We start from the raw sequence: 20631 nt of genomic DNA on the forward strand, positions 1-20631 counted from the left end.
GGAGGAAGGCGGCGCGTCGCTTGCCGGTCGTCGCCATGGCCCTCGCACCCCGCGGCACCGTCCGCATCGGCATCTCCGGCTGGCGCTACGCGCCCTGGCGCGGCGTGTTCTACCCGCCGGGGCTGCGCCAGCGCGACGAGCTGGCGTACGCGGCCGGCCGGATGGCCAGCATCGAGCTCAACGGGTCCTTCTATTCGCTGCAGCGGCCCGCCGCCTGGGAGGCGTGGGCGGAGGCGACACCGCCGGGCTTCGTGTTCTCGGTGAAGGGGCCGCGCTACCTCACGCACCTGCGACGCCTGAAGGACGTGCAGGCGCCCCTGGCCAATTTCCTGGCCTCCGGCGTGCTCACGCTGGGCGCGCGCCTGGGCCCGCTGCTGTGGCAGTTCCCGCCGCAGATGCGCTGGGACGCCGAGCGCTTCGAGGCCTTCTTCGCCCTGCTGCCGCGCGACACCGGGGCCGCCGCCGCGTTCGCGCAGCGCCACCACGATGGCCGTGTCGACGGCCGCAGCGACTGGCGCGTGGACGAGCCCCGCGCGCTGCGCCACGCCGTGGAGGTGCGGCACCCCAGCTTCGTCGACCCGGCCTTCGTGGCGCAGTTGAGGCGCCACGGCATTGCGCTGGTGGTGGCTGACACGGCGGGCCGCTGGCCCTGGCTGGAAGACCTCTGCACGGACTTCATGTACCTGCGCCTGCACGGCGCCGAGGAGCTCTACGCCAGCGGCTACGACGACGGTGCGCTGGACCACTGGGCGCGGCGCATCACCGCCTGGCGCCGCGGCCGGCAGGTCGACGACGCGCGGCTGGCCGCCCCGGACGAGCCGGCACCGCATGCGCCGGCACGCGACATCTACTGCTACTTCGACAACGACATCAAGGTGCATGCGCCCTTCGATGCGCAGCGCCTGGCCGAGCGGCTGGGCGTGGCGCCGCCGCCCGCGGCGGCGCCCGCCCTGCGTAGGACAAGCCGCACGGGCAAACCGCCGCTTGTCGACTCCCCGCGAACGCGGTGGCCCGGGAAGATGGGCACCCATCCCTCTCACCGAAAGCCCACATGACCGCCTCCCCTTTGTCCCTGCTGGCCGCCTCGTCGCGGCGCGCCCGCGCGCCGTCCTGGCTGCTGCTGGGCGCCGAGCCGCTGCGGGCGGCCTGCGAGTACGCCAGCGTCCACTGGATGAGCCACGACGACCTGCCTGCGGGCGACGGCCACCCGGTGCTGCTGTTCCCGGGGCTGGCCCTGGACGAGCGCACCCTGGGGCCGCTGAAGAACCTGTGCCTGCGCCTGGGCTACGACGCGCACGACTGGGGGCGCGGCATGAACACCGGCCCCGAGGGCGACGTGGACGACTGGCTGCAGTCACTGGCCGACGAGGTGGCCGCGCACGCCGACCGCGCGGGCGAGCCCGTCAGCCTGGTGGGATGGAGCCTGGGCGGCATCTACGCGCGCGAGGTGGCCCGGGTGCTGGGCCCGTCCCGCGCCCGGCGCGTGATCACCATCGGCACGCCCTTCGCCGGACGCCCGGAGCACACCAACGCCGGGCTGCTCTACCGCCTGCTCAATGGCGCCCACCCGCACATCGAGCCGACGCTGCAGCAGCGCCTGGCCAAGGCCCCGCCCGTGCCCACCACCTCCATCTACAGCCGCACCGACGGCGTGGTGGCCTGGCAGGCCTGCGTGCAGCGCAGCCGCCGCCGCGACGTGGAGAACATCGAGGTGCAGGGCAGCCACTGCGGCCTGGGCTGGAACCCCGACGTGCTGCGCGTGGTGGCCGGCCACCTGGCGCGGCCGGTGGCGCGCCCGCCCCTGCGCGCCGGCTCCCGCACGCGCTGACGCGGGCGCCGCTGGCCATGCCCCGGCACGCGCTGCACCCCGCCGAGCTGGGCAGCCTGTTGAAACAGGCGGTGAACGGCTGGCTGGACGACGCCGCGCCGAGCATGGGCGCGGCGCTCGCCTACTACACGCTGTTTTCCATCGCGCCGATGATGCTGATGGTCATCGCGCTGGCCGGGCTGGTGTTCGGCGAGGAGGCGGCCCGCGGCGAGATCATGGGCCAGCTGGCCGGCCTGGTGGGCACCGAGAGCGCCCAGGCCATCGAGCAGATGCTGGCCAAGGTGCATTTCCAGCGCGACAAGCCCCTGGCCGCCGGCCTGGGGCTGGCCGCGCTGCTGGTGGGCGCCACCAGCGTCTTCGCCGAGCTGCAGAACGCGCTCAACCGCATCTGGCGCGGCCCGGCGGTGGCCGAGGCCTCGGTGGGCGGGCTGGCCGGCGTGTGGGCCTTCGTTCGCACCCGCCTGCTGTCGCTCGGCATCATCCTCGGGCTGGGTTTCCTGTCGATGGTGTCGCTGCTCTTCAACGCCGCGCTGTCGGCGTTCAGTGCGTGGTGGACACCGTTCTTCGGCGCGGCGGCCCTGCTGGCCAAGGCGCTGGACTTCGCGCTGGGCTTCGGCCTGGTGACCGTGATGTTCGCGATGCTCTACAAGTGGGTGCCCTACGCCAAGGTGCGCTGGCACGACGTGTGGATCGGCGCGGCCGCCACCGCCCTGCTGTTCAACGTGGGCAAGTGGCTCATCGGCCTGTACCTCGGCCACAGCAACGTCACCTCCGGCTTCGGCGCAGCCGCCTCGCTGGTGGTGCTGATGGTCTGGGTGTACTGGTCCGCGCAGGTGTTCCTGCTCGGCGCCGAGCTCACCTGGGCCTATGCCCGCCGGTTCGGGTCCATGCGGGGCGTGGTCCCCGCCGAGCGCGGACCGACCGCCCCGGCCTGATCGGCCGCGGGCAGACGACGGTTCCGCGGCGGGCAGCCGCGGGGCCGCCGCGCCTCAGGCGCGGCAGCGGGCGATGGTCAGCAGCGCCACGTCCGCCAGGCCGGGCTGGCCGAGGAAGTGGCCGTGCTCCAGGAAGTGGCGGTCCTCGATGGCCTCGCGCAGCGCGGCCGGCTGCACGTCGTGCAGCGGCAGCTCGTCCATGGGGCAGGCGGCCAGCGCTTGGCGCAGGCGGCGGGCAAAGAGCCGGTAGGCCACCGGGTCCATGCGCTGCTGGCCGCATTCCATGCGGTGCAGTCGCAGGGCGACATCGATGACGTAGAGAAGCGGGCCGGAGGTGGGGCTGATGGGCATGAGGGGCGCCTGGGAAGTGGCATCTCGCAACAGCCCAGAGCATCGGCCGGATCACCCGCGGCCGATGGCCCGAAAAGCGGCACCAGGGGGGTGCTTGTTACGCGAGGCGGCCCGGGCCGCCGCAGGCAACCGCATTCGGCAATGCGTTGGATCGGTTGAGGACATCGACGAGGCCTTGGGCGTCAACCACCGCCCACTTCACGACGGAGCGGCATGGCTCGGTCGGAGTCCGTCGGGCTGAAGAGGGCCGTCGGCGAGCGCCGGGACTCGGCTCATCCCGGCGAGGTCGGTGCTGCGGCACACCACGCGAGTCGCCGTTGGGTCCGGCGGGGTACCCGATCCTCAGGTGGCCGCATCTGCCCGCACGACGGACCCACCATGTCTCGCTTTCACCCGGTCGCCCTTCACCGATAGGCACAGGAAGGCGCCCTCACCGGCTTGCCTTCGCAGGCCGTCTCGCGCGGGAGCGCCGATCCAGCCTGCTGCCGGCAAGGGAGCAGCACAACGAATACTGACGGCCGTGCTGGCGGAACCGCGGGCCCGAGCTGGCTACGCGAGTGGCGCATGCGGGAGGGCGCTCGCGTCATTGGTCCCTGCGCGGGGCAGGGGCATGGAAATGTCCGGTAGCGGACATATGGAGTAGGCTGGACCTCATCGGTGCCCGCACCGCTCGCAGCATCCCTGCCACGGTTCAGCCCTGGGTGAACCACGCCGACAGAACCTGAACAACACGTGAACGCCCCGTCGTCGCCGCGTCAGAACCGACTCCTCGCTGCGCTCCCCGCGGCCGAGTCCCAGCGTTGGGCTGCGCATCTGGAGTGGACGCGGCTGGCACTGGGCCAGGTGCTCTACGAATCCGGGCGACCGCTGAGTCACGTCTACTTTCCGACGACGGCCATCGTGTCTCTCCTGTATGTGCTGGAAGACGGTGCATCAGCCGAGATCGCGGTCGTCGGCAACGAGGGCATCGTGGGCGTCTCCCTCTTCATGGGTGGTGAATCGACGCCCAGCCGTGCGGTGGTGCAAAGCGAGGGCGAGGGGTACAAGCTGTCCGCCCGCGCGATGAAGGAGGAGTTCAACCGGGCCGGACCGGCCATGCACCTGCTGCTGCGCTACACGCAGGCGCTCATCACCCAGATGTCGCAGACGGCGGTGTGCAACCGGCACCACTCGCTCGATCAGCAGCTGTGCCGCTGGCTCCTGCTCAGCCTGGACCGGCTGGACGGCACGGAACTGGTGATGACGCAGGAGCTGATCGCCAACATGCTCGGCGTGCGCCGGGAGGGCGTGACCGAGGCGGCGCTCAAGCTGCAGAAGCAAGGGCTGATCCGCTATGCGCGGGGCCACATCCAGGTGCTCGATCGTCCCGGCCTGGAAGCGCGAACCTGCGAGTGTTATGAGGTCGTGCGCAAGGAGTACGCCCGCTTGCTGCCCGGCTCCACGGCGAGCTGACAACGCGCGAATCGCCCGCGGTCCTGCGTGCGCCACCGCACGGACTGCTGCAGTCCTTGCGGGATACCGTGGTGGTGCTGCCCTGAACGGTGTTCGCCCCGAACGACCGGCCCAGTCTGGCAGGTCCGACCACTGGCACACCGCAGGCACACCCATGAGCACCGCCTTACTCGACAGCATGAACCGGGCCTGCTATGGCGCGCCAGGCTCCGTGGCCGGCATGGCCATGCAGCAAGGTTTCACGGACGAGGGCGAGCGGGTGGCTTTCGAACTGCTGGCTGGCGAGATGCGCGACCGTCGCATCCTCGATCTGGGCGTGGGCCCCGGCCGCACGGTGCCACTGCTGCGGTCCATCAGTGAGCGATACGTGGGTCTGGACTACGTGGTTCCGATGGTGTCGGCCGCCCGCGAACGCCATCCACAGGCCGACATCCGGCTGGGAGATGCACGGGACCTGAAGGGGGTGGCAGACGGCAGTCAGGCGCTGGTGGTGTTCAGCTTTCACGGCATCGACTCGGTGGACCATGACGACCGTCGGCGCGTGCTCGACGAAGCGTTCCGCGTCCTGGAGCCTGGCGGGGTGTTCTGGTTCTCCACACTGAACGTGGCGGGTCCGGCGGCGCGCTACCGTCCCTGGTGGCCGTTGATGCTGCAGGCGTCCCCTCGCCCGGCCCGCTGGGTGCGGCAGGCGCTGGCTTGGGCGAGAGAAATGGCACGAGTCCCCGTGTACACGACCCGCTACTGGCACTCGCGGGCCCTGTCCGAAGCGGGCGGCGGCTGGAGCGTGGCGCCCTTTTTCGCCGGGGGATGGCGCCTGGTGGCGCACTACGTCTCCCTGCGCGAGTTGCGGTGCGAGCTGGCCGCTGCCGGATTCGATGACGACCCCGATGTGTTCGAGGATGCCCATGGCCGTCGTCTCGTCGCAGGCGAGGACCTGCGCAGCGTCTTCGGCTTCAACGTGCTGGCCCGCAAATCGCAGGGCTGACCGCCGGGCACATGCGAGGCGCCGCCTTCCCAAGAACCAGCCTTCGGCCGCACCTGCCACCGCGCCGGGCCGGCCCCCTCGGACGCCGACGTGCCCCACTCCGACAACCGCCTGCTTGAACGATTGCCGCACCGCAACCGAGATCGACTGCTGTCGATGTGTGAACCCGCGCCGCTCACGTTGGCGGACGTGCTGTGCGACGCGGGCGAAGTCATGCGCCATGTGTACTTCCCCCTGGAAGGGTCCATCTCGCTCACCGTCTCGGTGGACGGCCATCCCGGCATCGACGTGGGGACGGTGGGATGCGAAGGCGTGCTGGGTGCATCACTGACGCTGGGAGTCCGCACCGCACCGCTGCGCGCGCTGGTCAGGGTGTCCGGCCATGCCATGCGCATCCGCTGCGGCGATCTGCAAGGCGAGCTGACGCACAACACCGCCCTTCGGGAGAGCCTCCAGAGGCACGTGTACCTGAGCCTCGTCCAGGTCTCTTCCGCCGCCGCCTGCCTGCGTCATCACCTCGTCGGCGCGCGTCTCGCCCGGGCACTGTTGATGATCCAGGACCGCGTCCGGGCCGACCGCTTCCGTGTGACGCAAGAGCTGCTTGCACGCATGCTGGGCGTGCGAAGGGTGGGGGTGACGGAAGCCGCCGGAGCCCTTCAGCGTGCCGCACTCGTGGCCTACCGACGCGGCGACATCGAGATCCTGGATCGCCGAGGCCTGGAGGCCGTGGCATGCAGCTGCTATGCGGCGGACAAGCGCGCCTACGCGCGTTGGTTCGATTGAGGTCCACAGCGGTGGGTGGGATCTCCGCCGGTTCGGTGCGTGCGGCGCACGTCACGCAAGTCCGGCCGGGGGCGAAGCGAACACGACGCCCGTGTGGTGACGCTTCGCGCGGTACATGGCTGCGTCAGCGGCCCTCAGCAGCGCTTCGGAAGTGTGCGCATCGGTAGGGAACACGGCCACACCGATGCTCGGCGAGACTTGAAGTGTCAAGACGCCGATGGTCAACGGGGCGGCCACCGCGTCGAACAGTTTCCGGGCCAGCTGGTCGAGCTGGGCACTTTCCAGATGGCCCGACGGAAGGCAGACGAACTCGTCTCCTCCAAGGCGACAGACCATGTCGCCTGCACGCACCGTGCGGGCCAGCCGGGCCGCCACGATGCGCAGCACTTCATCGCCCGCGTCGTGACCATGTTCGTCGTTGATCACCTTGAACTTGTCCAGGTCCAGAAACATGAGCGCTGCCGTGGCCTGGCGACCATCGGCCAGCCGCAGGGCCTCTTCGATCCGATCATGGCAATGGCGCCGATTCGGCAGGGCGGTCAGATCGTCGTGCAGGGCAAGGTGGCGGGCCTGCAGCTCCCCTGCATGGCTGTCCGCGAAGTCACGGTGGGCACGTGACAGGGAACGCCGGGCATCGTGCAGCTCGCTTTCGAGCCGGCGCAGTTGCGTTTGATCTGCAGCCATGGCGGCTTCCAGCAGCTGCAGTGCAGCGGCGCAGTCCAGGGCCAGCGTATGGGTGTACTCAGAGCGCACGAGCGATGGCACTCGAGCCGCCTCTGACCCCGTGTGGTGCAGGATTTCCTGAAGCAGTCGGGCCATCCCGTCGGCAATGCCGCCTCCGCCGTCGTGGCGCGCCTCCATCGGCTCAGCGTGGCCTGCGTGAAGCGCGATGGGTTGCGGTGGCATGGGGCGTCCTTCCTGCCGGGCTCACCGGGCCCCGCCAAAGGAGGGGGTCGGCGCCTTGGGCATTGTTGCGCCCTGGACATGGGTGTCTGTGCGGTGCCGCACCGATACGGGTGCAGCACCGGAAGGTCCGACGTGCGGGCAGGAAGAACGCGCGGGGGTCCCTGCGTGTTCCAGCGCACCGACGGAGGACCCTGGTCGGCACCAGACTTCCCACATGCCGCCACTCCCAGCCATGCGCCCTCATGGGCGCGGAAAGCACGCCGTGATCCCCAAGTTCCTTCCTCTCCTGCTGTGGCTGGTGGCATGGCAGGCCTGGTCGTTGCTGCCCGCCATGCCCGCCCTTCACCTGGCCGCCGGCACGCGCGGGCTGGATGCCGCCATGGTCACCGTCCCGCCGCCGCCTGTGCCCGAACCGCTCGCCGTCGACGATTTCCGCATCGATGTGCACGACGGTGTCACAGCGGATTCGTACCGGCTGGAACCCCAGGGGGACCCTGACCCCGCGCGCACACAGTCGCTCGTCGATGGCATTTCCGGCCGGGCGGCGACCCGGGCTGCGCCCGTCGTGGATACGGACAACGCTGCCGGCGCGGACGGTGGCCTGCCGGCCCCAGCGGCCGCTGCCCTGTGGCTCGCCGGGCTGATCGCGGTGGTGTGGATGGCCATCCGCCACCGGAGGTAGTCCGGCACATACCGTTCGTTCGGTGTCCTCGTGCGCCTGATGCATGGCTGCACGTCCGCGGGCCCCGAGCGCGCCAAGCGCTTCTATGACGCCATGGGCGCCGTGGAGGCCCAAGTAGCCTTGCGGGGAAGGGCGTCGTTTCGATCTGTTGAAAGAATCTTTGAGATCGACGGGGAGGGCCACTCCGCACGCTGGCGGCTTGCCGGTCGTCCCCCGGCAGCTGCAGTGCATCGGACCGCGCTGCCGGCCGTCGCAGGGCGCTGGTCCGGCGGGCTGTCCGATCCTAGAGTGGCAGCCAACCAACCGCACCACGGAGCCCACCATGTCCCGCTTTCAACCGGTCGCCCTCGTCCTCGCCGCACTGACCACGACCGCCCTGCTGGGTGGAGTGGGTGCCCTGGCCGATACGCAGGACCGACAGGTCGTCTCGCAGGCGTCTGGCCAACATGCGACCGCCGTGGCGGCGGCGCAAGCGAGCACCGGCCCGTTCGTCATCGTGGTGGGTCACAGGCTGTCGCTCTGACCGCGGTCCACCCCGGCGGCGTCAGGACACCGATGCATAGGCATCGCGCGGCGGCCACGATGCGGCCGTCGGATGAACAAGGCGCGCACGGCCACTTCGTGGGGGTGTCCAGGCGCGTCTTCAGTGGCCCCGTGACAGACCACTGCACCCTGGCGAGTCGCAGAAGGTCAGCTGTGGCGTAGACGCGATCAGCGAATCGAAGGACCTCAGCAGCACCTTCACGGCCGGCTGCGCCAGATGGTTGTCGAAGGCGGCGCGGTCGGCGTAGTACTCACACAGCATGAACGTGTCAGGCTGCTGCTGCAGCTTCGCAGCGCCGTAGAAGGGAACGCCGACTTTTGTGCTGGCATGGGCGACCAGTTGGCGCAGGGCCGCCGCTTCCAGCTCGATGGCACGGCCGGACGCCGTGGTCTGGTGAACGATCGGGACGAGCATGTGCAACTCCTCTGAGGATTGAAAAGCGCAGCGTGGCGGCTCATCGCCGGAGAGCATTGAAGAAGTGCAACAGGGGCGGCGGCTCACGCGGTAGTTCCAGGCGATAGCTACGTCGCCGACCTCGTGTGTCGGCCGACGGCGCTCACCCAATCCGGCAGGAAACAGCGCCGCTCGCCGCTGGGGAACTCCACGTCGACGGATACCGCATCGGCCGCCACCACACGGCCGCGGCCGTAGCGGCGCACGCGCACCTCATCGCCCACGGCGTGGGGCAGCCGGGTCGCCATGTCGCCGGGGGCGTCACCGACTGCGTCATGGCTCGCTTCCTCGCCCGCCTCGCTGGCCTCGGCCTCGAGGTGCGCCGCCAGGCGCACGCAGTTGTCGCAGTGCCCGCAGCGGTCGAAGCCCGCCGGCAAGGCGGCCAGGTGCTCCAGCAACACGCGCCAGCGGCACCAGCCGGACTGGGCATAGAACACCATCTGCTCGAGCTGCGCCTGGTCGTCGGCGCGGCGGGCGGCGTAGCGGGCGGCGAATTCGCGCAGCCGCGCGGGCGGCAGGTCGGTGCGGCGCAGGCGCAGCCGGCCCGCGCGGTCCTGCGCCACCACGCGCTGGCTGCGCAGCATCGCCAGCGCCACCTGCAGCTTGGTGCGCGGCCGTTGCAGGGCCTGCTGCAGCGCCGCCAGCGTCCAGGCGCCCGCCTCGGCCGGCGGCTCGGCACGCAGCCGGTCCACCACCGCGGCCAGCTCCTCCTCGCCGGGGTAGCGCCCGGCCAGGAAGAACTGCTGCACCGCCTTGTCGGCGCGCAGGTACAGCAGCGTGCACAGCGCGGGCTCGCCGTCGCGCCCGGCGCGGCCCGACTCCTGGTAGTACGCGTCCAGCCCGCCCGGCATCTGCCAGTGCAGCACAAAGCGCACGTCGGGCTTGTCGATGCCCAGGCCGAAGGCATTGGTGGCCACCATCACGCGCAGGCGGCCGTGCATGAAGGCGTCCTGCGCCTCGGCGCGGCGAGCGGCGGCCAGGCGCCCGTGGTACAGCCCGGCGGATTCGCCCGCCTGCACCAGCGCCTCGTGCACCGCCTCGGCGGCCTTGACGGTGGCGGTGTAGACGATGCCGCTGCCCGCCTGCCCACGCACCAGCGCCAGCAGCCGCGGCAGCTTGTCGGCCTCGGCCGAGAGCAGGTCCACCCGGTACTGCAGGTTGGGCCGGTAGCTGCCCTGGCGCAGCACGCCCTCCTCGGGGATGCCGAGCTGCGCGGCGATGTCCCGTGCCACGTCCGGCGTGGCGGTGGCGGTGAGCGCCAGCACGGGCGGCGCGCCCAGGCGCTGGCGGGCGGCGCCGATCTCCAGGAAATCGGGGCGGAAGTCGTGCCCCCACTGCGACACGCAGTGCGCCTCGTCCACCACCAGCAGCGACAGCGGCGCGGCCTGCAGCGCGGCCTGCTCGGCCGGGTCGGCCAGCCGCTCGGGCGTGAGGAACACGATGCGCGCGCTGCCATCGGCCACCGCGGCCTCGGCCTCCTGGCCCTCGGCGGCACCCTGGGCGCTGTGCAGGGCCACGGCCGGCACGCCCAGCGCCACCAGCGCATCGGCCTGGTCCTTCATCAGCGCGATGAGGGGCGAGACCACCAGCGTGCGCCCGGGCAGCAGCAGCGCGGGCAGCTGGTAGCACAGAGACTTGCCCGCGCCGGTGGGCATCACCGCCAGCGTGGATTCACCAGCGAGCACCCGCTCGATCACCGCCGGCTGCCCGGGACGCAGGGACTTGAGGCCGAAGACCTCGTGCAACAGCCGGCGCCCCGCGGCAGGCAGCGGTCGGGGCGAGGGGGCGGGGCGGGGCATGCGCGCTCTTGGGCAAGCCGAGGGCCCGGCAGGGCATCCACAGCTTCTGTGGACAACTCCGTGGATTGGCCGTGGCCGGAGCGAAAAAGGCGTGGTGTGGCGCGGGCTTGCCTCAGGCTGCCTCTTCTTGAGGCAGTGGACATCCGGCGCAGGCATGCGGCTTGCCTTGCAGGCCGATTCGCCTGCCCCACCCTTGACAGAACCGCCGATGGGTCCCTCCGATTCCCCCCTGTCCACCTGGGCGGCGCTGGCCGGCCGCTGGGGCCTGCGGGCCGGCCGCGTGTTGTTGGCGGGCGCTCGCTTCGAGCCGCCCGATGGCGGTGGGACAGGTGCTGGGACAGGCGCTGAAGCGGCCGACACGGCCGCCGCGCTCGTCGCCGACGCGGTGGAGCTGGGCGACCTGGCCGTGCAAGGCGGCCTGCCGCTCACCACCGCCTGCGCGGACTGGACGCTGGCGCCGCTGGCCACCCTGGCCGGCACCCTGCATGCACGCATCACCGACGCCCACTGGCTGTTCGACGCCGACGTGACGGTGCCGGTGCGCGACGGCGCGGTGGACTTCGACGACGTGGCGGTGGCGCACGTGGGGCCCGATTCGCGCATGGGCGTGAGCCGCCTGGGCATCTACGTGGATGCGCCCAACGGCCGCACCTACTTATTCCAGTTCGAGCAGCCCACGCTGGCGGGCGTGCAGCTGGAGCAGCGCAGCAGCCTGCTGGGCGCCTGGGTGGCCGACCGCGGGCGGCTGGCGCTGCAACCCTTTGCCGAGAGCCTGCTGCGCCAGACGGCCCGCCTGCGCGCCGGCCACGGGCCCACCGAGCAGGCGCGCCAGCTGCTGGGCCGCACGGCGCTGCGCGGCGACCTGCAGCTCGGCGACGGCGAGCTGGGCGGCCCCGGGCTGCGGCTGCGCCTGACCGGGCGCGGTGAGGGCCACAACGCCGTGGGCCTGCAGGCCCAGGCCGTCGGTCAGGGCCTGTCCGTCACCCTGGCGCACCTGCGGGCGGCGGATCTGGCGCTGGACCTGCCCGGCGCCCGCCTCAGCGCCACCGCGCTGCATGGCCGCCTCAGCGCCCGCGTGCACTTGGCCGCCGACGGCGCGCCGCAGGTGTCGCTGCAGGCGGCCGAATTGCGGCTGGAGGGCGTGGTGCTCACCCCGCGCTGATCGGGGCGGGGTACAGGAACTCCCGCAGGCGCTGCGCCACCTCGGCCGGCGCCTCGGCGGGCAGCCAGTGCCCGACGCCGGGAAAGTGCAGCACCTGCGCCTGGCCGAAGCGCCCGGCATACCGGCGGGGAATGTAGGGGTCGTGCTCGCCCCACATCACCAGCGAGGGCACGCGGGCCGTCAGCGCCTGCATCGCCTCCTGCCACCCGGCGAAATGCCGGGGGTCCGTCGCCCGGTACCAGCGCAGCACCATGCGTTTCGTGGCCGGCGTGACGAGGTCGTAGGTGCGGTGCATCTGCGCCGCGCTCAGCCGGCGGGAGCCGCGGCGCATCTCGCGCACGAAACCCGATCGCGTGGTGAGTGCCTGCACCAGCTCGCCCACCACCGGCGTGCGCCATAGCCGGCCCAGGCGGTGCCAGCGGTAGTCGGCATGGAACACGGTGTTCATGATCACCAGGCGGTGCACCCGCTGGGGGTGCCGCACCGCCCACGCCAGGCCATGGGGGCCGCCGATGTCGTGCACCACGAGGTTCACGGGGCCGCCCACGCCCAGCGCCTGCAGCAGCGCCTCCACGAAGTGCGCCATGCCCTCCAGGGAGCAGTCGAGGTCCGGCGGCGCGCTGGAGCGCCCGAAGCCCGGCAGGTCGGGCGCCAGGCAACGGCCATGGGCGGCGAGCGCGGGCAGCACCCCCGCCCACACCTCCGAGGAATCGGGGTTGCCGTGCAGGAACAGCGTGGGCACGCCGTCGCTGCGGTCCCGGTCCCCCTCCGGCCCCTGGTCCACCACGTGCACCTGGCACCCCGCCGCGTCGACCCGCATGCCTGACTCCGCTGTTTCACTGGCTCCAGTGTCGCGGCCGGCCAGGCCAGCCAGAATGGCAGCTTCTGCCAATGGACTGACACATCTTGCCAAGCCGCCTGGACCCGCCCTCGCCGGACCGGCCGCCGCTTCGCCTGGGGCTGGTGCTGTTCCCCGGCTGCATGCCGGCGGGCCTGTTCGCCACCGCGGACCTGGTGCGCGCCTGTGCGCTGCGCCACGGGCGCGCCCGGCTGAGCACCACCTGGGTGGCCGTGGACGGGGCCGAGGTGGGCACCCACGACGGGCCGGCACTGCGACCCCAGGAGCGCCTGGCCACCGCGCGCTGCGATGCCCTGCTGCTGCCGGGGCTGTGGCTGGACTCGCCGGCGGCGCTGGAGCGCGCGGTGCAGGCCCACGCCGGGCTGGTGGACGCGCTGCGCCGCCTGCCCGCCCGCACGGCGGTGTGGAGCTATTGCGCGGGGGTCGCGCTGGCCGCGGCAGCGGGCCGGCTGGACGGCGTGGCCGCGACCGCCACGTGGTGGCTGGGCCCCCACCTGGCGGACCGCTTCGGTTGGGTGCGCTGGCGCTTCGAGCAGGCGCTGGTGACCGGGCGGCACCACGCCACCGCAGCCGGCCCGGCGGGCCACCTGCCGCTCATGGCCGACCGGCTGGCCACCCTGTACCCCGCGGACGTGCTCCGTGACGTGGCGGAGCTGCTCATGCTGCCGCAGCCGCGCACGCGCCACCCCGCTTTCCTGCCCGTCGCCCCCATGGCGCTCGGGGACGAGCGCCTGCGCACGCTGTGGGCCTGGGCACAGCGCCAGCCGGCGCATGCCTTGTCGCTGCAGGCCGCGGCGCGGCTGCTGCATGTGTCGCCGCGCAGCCTGTGCCGCCATGTGCAGGCGCACACCGGCCTGTCAGCGGGCGCATGGCTGCGCCGCGTGAAGCTGGACCAGGCCGCCGAGGCGCTGCGCCAGGGCAGGCGGCCGGTGAAAGCCATTGCCGCCGAGCTGGGCTTCGGCAGCGACGCCGCGCTGTACCGCGCGTTCCGCACGGCCACCGGCATGACGCCGGGCACCTACCGGGTGGCCCAGGGCGGGCAGCCCGTCACGGCGGCGACACGGGCGTGAACAGCAGCATCAGCCGCTGGTCGGCGACCGGGTCGTAGGCGTTGGCCGCCACCTGGCCGGCCGCATTGATGCGCACCACGCCGGCCGTCAGCTCGCCCACGCGGGGACGCAGCGGGTCGTTCGGGTCGATCAGCGACATCAGGTCTGCCCAGCCGCTGCCCTCGTCCCAGTAGAACAGGCCCTCGCGCCACTGGCCGTTCACCGAGCCCAGCCACGAGCCCACCACCTGCCGGGCGGCATTGATGCCTTCCGGGAAGCTGTCGTCGCCGCTGCCGGTGCGCGGGTCGATCACCACCGCGCCGGTGGATGCGCGCCACACGAAGGCCTGGAAACGGTCGATGGTGGTCGCCAGCGCGCCGGCCACGTCGCCCGCGTCGTTGATCGCCCGCGCCTGCGAGGTGCGGTGGCTGTCCACCAGCTGCGTGTGGCCGCCGCCCACCTCCATGCGCACCGCGTGCGTGCGGCCACCGGACAGCCAGTCGAGCGTGCCCGCGATCTGCCCGGCCTCGTTGATGTCCATGCTGACCAGGCGCCGGTTGCGGCTCGGCTTGGCATAGTCCAGGCCCGTGTCGGCCTGCCAGCGGAACGCCTTCCACGCGAACTCGAAGTCGTCGGCGCGTGCCGTGTGGCCCGCGGCCACGCCGGCGTCGTTCAGGGCGCGCACGTCGATCCGGCGGTCCGCGTTGCCGAAGTAGGTGAAGCCCGAGCTGGGGCTCCACACGAAGCCGCGCGTGACCGCGTAGTCGGGCGAGCTGCGGGTGCCCGCCACCTGGCCGGCGGTGTTGATGGACGTGGGGTACAGCGCGGCCTGCGGGTGCGCCGGGTCCACCAGGCGCTGGCCGCCGCCGTCGGGCGTCCAGACGAAACCCTCCAGCCCGCAGCGGCCGGCCACGTGGCCCAGGTCGTTCAGCGCCTCGATCTGGCAGGGCGGCTGGCCCGGCGCGCCGCTCACCAGCGTGAGCCGGAAGACCGGCGCGGCATGGGCGCCGGCCGCCGCGCCCAACGCCAGCCCGACAGCCAATGACAACAGCGTGAGCCCGAGCACGCGACGCACAGGTTGGGACATGATGGCCTCCACCGGAATGAAGGCGCCATGGTCACGCGGGCGCGCCGGCTTGTCAGGCCCCTGAGATGGGGGCAGCGGCCGGCCGCCTCGGGCCCGCCGCATGCCCCGGGCGGCGGCTCGCCGCGCCGGTGAAGGCGAAATCCACCTCCGGCGCCAGGCCGCTGACGATGCGCGCGATGCTGCGGCCCGAGCCGCAGGCGTGCGTCCAGCCCAGCGTGCCGTGGCCGGTGTTGAGGAAGAGGTTGGGCAGCGCGGTGCCGCCGATGAGCGGCACGTTACTCGGCGTGGCCGGGCGCAGGCCCGACCAGAACTGGGCACGCTCCAGGTCGCCCGCGCCGGGGAACAGCTCTTCCACGCGGCGCACGATGGCTTGGCAGCGCACGCGGTTGAGCTGGCGCTCGAAGCCATTGAGCTCGGCCGTGCCGGCGATGCGCAGGCGGTCGCCCAGGCGCGAGAACACGAGCTTGTACTCGTCGTCGGTGAGCGAGACCTGGTGCGCGCGCCCGGGGTCGCGCACCGGCATGGTCACCGAGTAGCCCTTGGCCGGGTAGATGGGCAGGCGGATGCCCAGCGGCTGCAGCAGCGCGGGGCTGAACGCACCCAGCGCCACCACCACCGCGTCGGCCTGCAGGCGCTGGTAGCGGCCCTGCGGGTCGATCACCTCCACATGGTCGAGCCGCCCGCCGGCCGCATGCAGGGCGGTGACCTGGTGCGACAGGCGGAAGCCCACGCCGCGCGCGGCGCCCTGCCGCGCCAGCTCGGTGACGAAGCGCTGCGCATCGCCGGATTCGTCCTCGGGCGTGTAGGTGGCGCCCGCCAACTGGTGCTGCGCGCCGCGCAGCGCGGGCTCGATGGCCACGGCCTCGGCGGCCGAGAGCACGCGGCGGTCGCAGCCCAGCTCGCGCATCTGCGCCGCGGGCGCGTGGGCCGCCTCGAACTCGCGCTCGCTGGTGTAGAAGTGCAGGATGCCCTGCGTGCGCTGGTCGTAGTGCAGGCCCAGCTCCTGGCGCAGCGCACGCAGCACCTGGCGGCTGTAGGTGCCCAGCTGCACGATCTGGCGGATGTTGTGGCGCGTGCGCGCCGGGGTGCACTCACGCAGAAACTGCAGGCCCCAGGCCCATTGGCGCGCATCGGCGCGCAGGCGGAACAGCAGCGGCGCGTCCTCGCGGCCCAGCCACTTCAGCAGCTTCAGCGGCGCGCCCGGGTTGGCCCACGGCTCGGCATGGCTCACCGACACCTGCCCGCCGTTGGCGAAGCTGGTTTCGGCCGCGCAGGCGGCCTGGCGGTCGATGACCTCGACCTCGTGGCCCAGCTCGCGCAGGAACCACGCCGACGTGACGCCGAGCAGGCCGGCGCCCAGAACGATGACTTTCACAGGGGTTTCTCCAGAGGGAACGGCACGGTGCAGCCCGGCTCGGGCTGCCCGTGTGATGCCGCTCCCTCTGTCCCGGGAACCTGAGAGATTCAGCGCCGGCCACCCGGCCGTGCGCCTTGCTCCTTCGGTGCTTCACCCGTGGGTGAAGGCTCTCCAGACGGCGTGTGATGGGGTGCAGTACGGAACCTGAGCGTTCATGGGAGATTGCGCCTTCGGTGGAAGCGCCCCGCGGGTGGCGGGGGCTCGCTCTCCTGCACGGCGGCCATCCTAGCCGAGCCCGCCGGAAAGTGCACCTGGCGGGCCGCCGCTTGACCGCCGTCAAGCGCAAAGGTGCGGCGCAAATGCAGCATCACGCCATGGAAGCCACCGCCTGCCCCGTCGCCTGCCCCCCTGCCTCCCCCGCTGTCGCGCCCGTGCGCCCCGCCGCACCGGCCGAGCTCACCGAGGCGCTGCTGCGGCAGTTCGACGCGCCCGGCCCACGCTACACGTCGTACCCCACGGCGGACCGCTTCGGCAGCGCCTTCGGCCCCGGCGACGCGGCCACGGCGCTGGACGCGCTGGCCGCCTCCGACCCCGCAATGGCCCAGCCGGTGTCGGTGTACGTGCACATCCCTTTTTGCGAGCAGCTCTGCTACTACTGCGCCTGCAACAAGATCATCACCAAGCACCACGAGCGCGCGGCCGAGTACCTGGACCACCTGGAGATCGAGCTGGGCCTGGTGGGGGCGCGCATCGGCCATGGCCGGCCGGTGAGCCAGCTGCACTTCGGCGGCGGCTCGCCCACCTTCCTGTCGGACGACGAACTCGCCCGCGTGATGGCGGCGCTGCGCGGCGTGTTCACCCTGCAGCCCGACGCCGAGGTGTCGATCGAGGTGGACCCGCGCACGGTGACGGCCGCGCGGCTGGCGCACTTTCGCACGCTGGGCTTCAACCGGCTGAGCTTCGGCGTGCAGGATTTCGACGCCGACGTGCAGCAGGCCGTGCACCGCGTGCAGTCGCTGGACATGGTGCGCGGCCTGATGGTGGCGGCGCGCGAGCTGGGCTACGTGAGCATCAACGCCGACCTGATCTACGGCCTGCCCAGGCAGACGCCCGAGAGCTTCACGCGCACCATCGCGCAGATGGTGGAGCTGCGGCCCGACCGGCTGGCCATGTACGCCTACGCGCACCTGCCCACGCGCTTCAAGCCGCAGCGCCGCATCCACGACGCGGAGCTGCCGCCGCCGGGCGACCGCATCGCCATGCTGGGCGGTGCCCTGGCCGCGTTGCAGACCAGCGGCTACGACTACATCGGCATGGACCACTTCGCCCTGCCCGACGACGCGCTGGCGGTGGCCAAGCGCGAGGGCCGGCTGCACCGCAATTTCCAGGGCTACAGCACGCAGTCCGACCGCGACCTGGTGGCGCTCGGCGTGTCGTCCATCGGCCAGGTGGCCGGCCAGTTCTACCAGAACGACAAGACGCTGCCCGGCTACTACGAGGCGCTGCAGGCGGGCCGCCTGCCGGTGGTGCGCGGCTACGCCACCACCGCCGACGACCGCCTGCGCCGCGAGGTGATCATGGCCGTGATGTGCCAGGGCCGGGTGGACTACGCCGCCGTCGAGGCGCGCCACGGCATCGACTTCGCCGCCACCTTCGCCACCGAGCTGGCCGAGCTGCAGGCCATGGCCGGTGCGGGCCTGGTGCGGCTGCAGCCCCAGGGGCTGGAGGTCACGGCCGCGGGCTGGTACCTGGTGCGCGCCATCGCGATGGTGTTCGACCGCCACCTGCGCGCCAGCCAGGACCGGGCGCGCTTCTCGAAGGTGGTGTGACCCCAGGCGGGGGCGGCGCGGCGCCGAACGCGCCGTCGTCCGACACGCGAGGCGCAGCGGCGCGCTCAGACTGGGGTGTCTTCCACCCGGCACGCCCGAAGGAGCCCCCCATGACGCACCGCCAGAACCCGCGCGACAAGCAGCAGGAGCAGTCCGGCAAGGTCGAGAACGACCGCAACCAGCTGGGCGACACCGCACCCACCCAGCTCAATCAGGGCCAGCGCAGCCCGCAGAGCCGGCACGACCGTGAGGCGCACGTCGGCTCGGGCAACCAGACGCAGTCGCGCACGCACAAGCCCTGATCGGCGCGGAGCGCGCCGGCCGCCGGCCCCTTCACAGGGCCACCTCCAGCGCCCGTGCGCCGTGCAGCGCCTGCAGCATGGCGCGGGCGTCGACGACCTGGCCCAGCACCCGCGCGCCGCCCGGCACGGGCCGCGCGGCCAGCAGGCGCTGCGCCGCCTCCACCACCAGGGGCGCGGTGACGGCGTAGATGTCCTGCCCGCGGGCGCGCGCCTCTTGCACGCCGCCCCCCTGCCTGACCTGCACCACCATTTCGAAGCGCTGGGCCGAGCGGCCGGACGCGTCCACCGCGGCGGGCGCCGGGGTGTCGGGGCGGCGCACGTCGTCAAGCGCCGCGCGGTTGAGCAGCGAGCGGATGCGGCGCACCGGCAGGTGATGGTGCAGCGTGACCACCTCGCTGAAGGGCAGCGCCACCATGGGCTGGTGGCCCAGCGGCTCGCCGAACAGCCAGTCCGGCGCGTCGGCGTCGGCGGCGGCGTCGGCGGCGGCGCCGGCGGCGGCGCCGGCGGCGGCGCCGAGCGGCACGAGCCGCCCCTGCTCCACCACCTGGCGCGGCGCGGTGTTGCGCGCGCCGGTGAGCCGGGTGCCTTCGGTCGGCCACCAGTGGTCCAGCGCCGTGGCCACGGTGACCTCGTCCACCGGGGCGCCGGGTTGCACCACGGCCGTGGCCAGCAGATCGGCCAGGCCGCCGTAGAACCCGGCCGCCGGCAGGACCACCCGCCCCGCGGCGCGGGCCGGCGCGTCCAGGTGGGCGAGCGTGGCCAGCGCGCTGGGCTGCTCGGCCGTCACGTCGATGCAGTGGCAGCCCGCGCGCAGCGCCGCGAGCGCCACGGGCTCCGCCGTGTCCATGAAGGGGCCGGCCGTGTGGATGACCACGTCGCACCCGGCAAAGGCCTGGGCCAGCCGCTCGGGCTCGTCCAGCCCCGCCTCGCGCCTGGCGACGGCGCCAGGGGCCGCCGCGGCGAGCCGGGCCGCGTCGCGGCCCACCGCCACCACCGCCAGGCCGCGCCGCTGCGCCTCCTGCACCACGAATCGGCCGGTGTGGCCGGACGCGCCGTAAACCGCCAGGGTCGGGAAAGTGGACATCGCAGGGCCTCCGGGAAAGTGGCGAGCAAGTAGACAGACCTGTCTGTTCTTGCGAACGGTACAGACCTGTCTGTATGCTGTCAAGCCATGCCCCCCACCGCCACGCGCCGCCGCCCACCCGCCGCCGCACCCGCCTACGCCTCACCCGCCTCCGCCGCACCCGCCTCCGCCTCACCCGCCGCCGCCGAACCCCCGCCCGAGGTGCGCGAGCGCATCCTCGACACCGCCTCCACGCTGTTCTACGAGCGCGGCGTGCGCGCCGTGGGCGTGGATCTCGTGGTGCAGCAGGCGCAGGTGGCCAAGGCCAGCCTGTACCGGCATTTCCCCACCAAGGACGACCTCATCGTCGCCTTCCTGGAGCGCGAGGACCGGGACTTCTGGGCCACCTGGGACGCCGTGGCGGCACGCCATGCGCAAGACCCGGCGGCCGAACTCGACGCGCACATGGGCTGGATCGGCGAGCGCCTGGCGCGCTCGCACTACCGCGGCTGCCCGCAGATCAACGTGGCCGCGGAGTTCGCCGAGCCCGGGCACCCGGCGCGGGCGGTGGCACAGGCCCACATGCAGGCGTTGCGCGCGCGCCTGCGCCAGATCGCCACGCGGCTGGGCGCCGCCCAGCCCGACCGCCTGGCGGCCCAGCTCACGCTGGTGGTCAATGGCGCGTTCGTGAGCTCACCCTGGCTGCGGCCCGCGGAGGCCACGGCGGTGCTGCGCACGGCGGTGCGGGCGCTGGTCGCCGCCGCCTGAGTCCGACGCGGCCGGCTCAGTGCCGGTGCGTGCCGATCATCTTCCAGCCGTTGCCCGAGGGGTCGCGAAAGCCCGCGTCCACGCGGCCGAAGCGCTCCACGGGCGCCTGCGTGAACTCGACGCCCAGGCCCAGCATCCGGTTGTAGGCCGCCTGGCAGTCGTCCACCGCCAGCACCAGGGGCGGCATCGCGCCCTTGGCCACGAGCGCGCGCAGGGCCTGTGCGGTGTCCTCGTCCTGCAGCGGCGGGCCGGGCTCGAACAGGCCGAGCTGGAACCCGGGCTGGGCCGGGTGCTGCACGGTCAGCCAGCGGAACGGGCCGTTGCGCACGTCGGTGTGCACGCGGAACCCCAGCTTCTCGACATAGAACGCCAGCGCTTCATCCTGGTCGCGCACATAGAGCCCGACCACCTCGACACCGTGTGCCATGGAACCTCCG

General features: G+C 72.7%; 22 protein-coding genes and 1 riboswitch. Of the genes, 13 read left to right on the forward strand and 9 right to left on the reverse strand.

Annotation, left to right across the window (positions count from 1 at the left end; genetic code table 11):
* Positions 1-35: 35 nt before the first annotated feature.
* From ACE3UN_RS10255 to ACE3UN_RS10265, 3 genes are read left to right on the forward strand one after another with little or no spacing between them, the layout of a single operon-like run.
* Positions 36-1055 (forward strand): DUF72 domain-containing protein, encoded by a 1020-nt coding sequence (locus ACE3UN_RS10255; protein WP_374674839.1) that lies wholly within the window; start codon positions 36-38, stop codon positions 1053-1055.
* Positions 1052-1828, forward strand: coding sequence for an esterase/lipase family protein (locus tag ACE3UN_RS10260; protein ID WP_374674840.1), 777 nt, complete (start codon positions 1052-1054; stop codon positions 1826-1828). Before ACE3UN_RS10255 ends, ACE3UN_RS10260 begins: the two co-directional genes overlap by 4 nt.
* A gap of 17 nt (positions 1829-1845) precedes the next feature.
* A complete protein-coding gene (locus ACE3UN_RS10265; RefSeq protein WP_374674841.1) occupies positions 1846-2763 on the forward strand; it encodes a YihY/virulence factor BrkB family protein in 918 nt (305 codons plus the stop codon).
* A 54-nt stretch (positions 2764-2817) separates the two neighbouring features.
* Here ACE3UN_RS10265 and ACE3UN_RS10270 read toward each other — a convergent pair whose 3' ends face one another.
* Positions 2818-3114, reverse strand: a complete 297-nt coding sequence (locus tag ACE3UN_RS10270; RefSeq protein ID WP_374674842.1) for a hypothetical protein — start codon at positions 3112-3114, stop codon at positions 2818-2820.
* Positions 3115-3846: 732 nt separating this feature from the next.
* Between ACE3UN_RS10270 and ACE3UN_RS10275 the strand changes: the two genes are divergently transcribed.
* The 3 genes from ACE3UN_RS10275 to ACE3UN_RS10285 all read left to right on the forward strand — a co-directional run bounded on the left by ACE3UN_RS10275 (position 3847) and on the right by ACE3UN_RS10285 (position 6334).
* Complete coding sequence (locus ACE3UN_RS10275) at positions 3847-4566, forward strand: Crp/Fnr family transcriptional regulator (RefSeq protein WP_374674843.1); 720 nt, start codon at positions 3847-3849, stop codon at positions 4564-4566.
* Between the two features lie 154 nt (positions 4567-4720).
* Positions 4721-5551: a class I SAM-dependent methyltransferase gene (locus tag ACE3UN_RS10280; RefSeq protein WP_374674844.1), complete on the forward strand. Its 831-nt coding sequence runs from the start codon at positions 4721-4723 to the stop codon at positions 5549-5551.
* 90 nt (positions 5552-5641) lie between these two features.
* Entirely contained in the window at positions 5642-6334 is a 693-nt protein-coding gene (locus tag ACE3UN_RS10285; RefSeq protein WP_374674845.1) for a Crp/Fnr family transcriptional regulator, read from the forward strand.
* Between the two features lie 51 nt (positions 6335-6385).
* Here ACE3UN_RS10285 and ACE3UN_RS10290 read toward each other — a convergent pair whose 3' ends face one another.
* Complete coding sequence (locus ACE3UN_RS10290; RefSeq protein ID WP_374674846.1) at positions 6386-7240, reverse strand: diguanylate cyclase domain-containing protein; 855 nt, start codon at positions 7238-7240, stop codon at positions 6386-6388.
* A 262-nt stretch (positions 7241-7502) separates the two neighbouring features.
* Between ACE3UN_RS10290 and ACE3UN_RS10295 the strand changes: the two genes are divergently transcribed.
* Together ACE3UN_RS10295 and ACE3UN_RS10300 are read left to right on the forward strand one after the other, a co-directional pair.
* On the forward strand, positions 7503-7922 hold the full coding sequence (locus ACE3UN_RS10295; protein ID WP_374674847.1) for a hypothetical protein: 420 nt from the start codon (positions 7503-7505) through the stop codon (positions 7920-7922).
* A 322-nt stretch (positions 7923-8244) separates the two neighbouring features.
* Positions 8245-8445 (forward strand): hypothetical protein, encoded by a 201-nt coding sequence (locus tag ACE3UN_RS10300; RefSeq protein WP_374674848.1) that lies wholly within the window; start codon positions 8245-8247, stop codon positions 8443-8445.
* Between the two features lie 120 nt (positions 8446-8565).
* On the opposite strand, the gene ACE3UN_RS10305 is transcribed toward ACE3UN_RS10300, so the two are convergent.
* Both ACE3UN_RS10305 and ACE3UN_RS10310 read right to left on the reverse strand, forming a co-directional pair.
* On the reverse strand, positions 8566-8880 hold the full coding sequence (locus tag ACE3UN_RS10305; RefSeq protein ID WP_374674849.1) for a putative quinol monooxygenase: 315 nt from the start codon (positions 8878-8880) through the stop codon (positions 8566-8568).
* Positions 8881-8987: 107 nt separating this feature from the next.
* Positions 8988-10718, reverse strand: coding sequence for an ATP-dependent DNA helicase RecQ (locus ACE3UN_RS10310; RefSeq protein ID WP_374674850.1), 1731 nt, complete (start codon positions 10716-10718; stop codon positions 8988-8990).
* A 208-nt stretch (positions 10719-10926) separates the two neighbouring features.
* Here ACE3UN_RS10310 and ACE3UN_RS10315 point away from each other — a divergent pair, with 208 nt between their 5' ends.
* Positions 10927-11880: a hypothetical protein gene (locus ACE3UN_RS10315; RefSeq protein ID WP_374674851.1), complete on the forward strand. Its 954-nt coding sequence runs from the start codon at positions 10927-10929 to the stop codon at positions 11878-11880.
* Here ACE3UN_RS10315 and ACE3UN_RS10320 read toward each other — a convergent pair.
* Positions 11867-12700, reverse strand: coding sequence for an alpha/beta fold hydrolase (locus tag ACE3UN_RS10320; protein ID WP_374674852.1), 834 nt, complete (start codon positions 12698-12700; stop codon positions 11867-11869). The two genes, ACE3UN_RS10315 and ACE3UN_RS10320, sit on opposite strands and share 14 nt — an antisense overlap.
* 86 nt (positions 12701-12786) lie before the next feature.
* Here ACE3UN_RS10320 and ACE3UN_RS10325 point away from each other — a divergent pair, with 86 nt between their 5' ends.
* Positions 12787-13809, forward strand: coding sequence for a helix-turn-helix domain-containing protein (locus ACE3UN_RS10325; protein ID WP_374674853.1), 1023 nt, complete (start codon positions 12787-12789; stop codon positions 13807-13809).
* Here ACE3UN_RS10325 and ACE3UN_RS10330 read toward each other — a convergent pair.
* A complete protein-coding gene (locus tag ACE3UN_RS10330; RefSeq protein ID WP_374674854.1) occupies positions 13787-14875 on the reverse strand; it encodes a hypothetical protein in 1089 nt (362 codons plus the stop codon). The genes ACE3UN_RS10325 and ACE3UN_RS10330 overlap by 23 nt on opposite strands.
* 52 nt (positions 14876-14927) lie before the next feature.
* Positions 14928-16250, reverse strand: coding sequence for a D-amino acid dehydrogenase (locus ACE3UN_RS10335; protein ID WP_374674855.1), 1323 nt, complete (start codon positions 16248-16250; stop codon positions 14928-14930).
* Positions 16251-16307: 57 nt separating this feature from the next.
* Positions 16308-16417: riboswitch (glycine riboswitch) on the reverse strand.
* A 189-nt stretch (positions 16418-16606) separates the two neighbouring features.
* On the opposite strand from ACE3UN_RS10335, the gene hemN reads away from it, so the two are divergent.
* Together hemN and ACE3UN_RS10345 are read left to right on the forward strand one after the other, a co-directional pair.
* A complete protein-coding gene (gene hemN / locus ACE3UN_RS10340) occupies positions 16607-18061 on the forward strand; it encodes an oxygen-independent coproporphyrinogen III oxidase (protein ID WP_374674856.1) in 1455 nt (484 codons plus the stop codon).
* A 110-nt stretch (positions 18062-18171) separates the two neighbouring features.
* On the forward strand, positions 18172-18363 hold the full coding sequence (locus ACE3UN_RS10345) for a hypothetical protein (RefSeq protein ID WP_374674857.1): 192 nt from the start codon (positions 18172-18174) through the stop codon (positions 18361-18363).
* Positions 18364-18394: 31 nt separating this feature from the next.
* Here ACE3UN_RS10345 and ACE3UN_RS10350 read toward each other — a convergent pair whose 3' ends face one another.
* A complete protein-coding gene (locus ACE3UN_RS10350; protein WP_374674858.1) occupies positions 18395-19447 on the reverse strand; it encodes an NAD(P)H-binding protein in 1053 nt (350 codons plus the stop codon).
* Between the two features lie 87 nt (positions 19448-19534).
* On the opposite strand from ACE3UN_RS10350, the gene ACE3UN_RS10355 reads away from it, so the two are divergent.
* Positions 19535-20194: a TetR/AcrR family transcriptional regulator gene (locus ACE3UN_RS10355; RefSeq protein ID WP_374674859.1), complete on the forward strand. Its 660-nt coding sequence runs from the start codon at positions 19535-19537 to the stop codon at positions 20192-20194.
* A gap of 16 nt (positions 20195-20210) precedes the next feature.
* Here ACE3UN_RS10355 and ACE3UN_RS10360 read toward each other — a convergent pair whose 3' ends face one another.
* Positions 20211-20621, reverse strand: a complete 411-nt coding sequence (locus ACE3UN_RS10360; protein WP_374674860.1) for a VOC family protein — start codon at positions 20619-20621, stop codon at positions 20211-20213.
* Positions 20622-20631: the final 10 nt, after the last annotated feature.

Source organism: Ideonella sp., assembly GCF_041918995.1.
Classification (GTDB): domain Bacteria; phylum Pseudomonadota; class Gammaproteobacteria; order Burkholderiales; family Burkholderiaceae_C; genus Ideonella.